Annotated in this window: 1 pseudogene; it reads right to left on the reverse strand. The window is 81.4% G+C overall.

What is annotated here, in order from left to right:
* A pseudogene (locus PV721_RS43760) lies at positions 1-522 on the reverse strand (NADH-quinone oxidoreductase subunit C); the annotation flags it as partial.

Raw genomic sequence — 522 nt, forward strand, 5'->3', positions numbered from 1 at the left:
GCCGGCTTCACCGCGTCTGCTTCCGGCCCGGCCTGCGGAGTGGCCTCCGGCCCGGTGGGCGGGGTCGGCTGCGGCGCGGGCTGCGGGGGCTCGGCCTGGCGGCCGGTGGCTTCCGGCTGCGCCGCGTCTGCTTCCGGGGCGGGCGGCTGGGGCTTCGTGCGGGGGCCCGTGGTCGTGGGCTTCGGCTCCGTCCGCGGGGGTTCCGTGGCCTCGGCCTCTTCGAAGGCGGGCTTCGGGTCGTGCCAGGGGGCGTCCGTGCTGCGGGTCGCGACCCTGCGGGGTGCGTCCGGGGTCCGGCTCGCCGAGCCCTCCGTCGCGGGGCGGGCCTCGGAGGCCGGGGTCTCCCCCGGCTCCGCGGTGGTCGTGGCCTGGCTCGCGGAACCGTCGCTCGCGCTGCGGGTGCGGCGCGGCGGGCGGGCGGCGGCTTCAGCGGCCGGGGTGGACGGGGCCACCGCCGGGGCTTCGGCGGCGGGGGCCGTCGCGGCGGCTTGGCTGACCGAGCCCTCCGACACGGAGCGGGCG

Origin of the sequence: Streptomyces sp. MB09-01 (genome assembly GCF_033794505.1) — a bacterium.
In the GTDB taxonomy this organism is placed as follows: Bacteria; Actinomycetota; Actinomycetes; order Streptomycetales; family Streptomycetaceae; genus Streptomyces.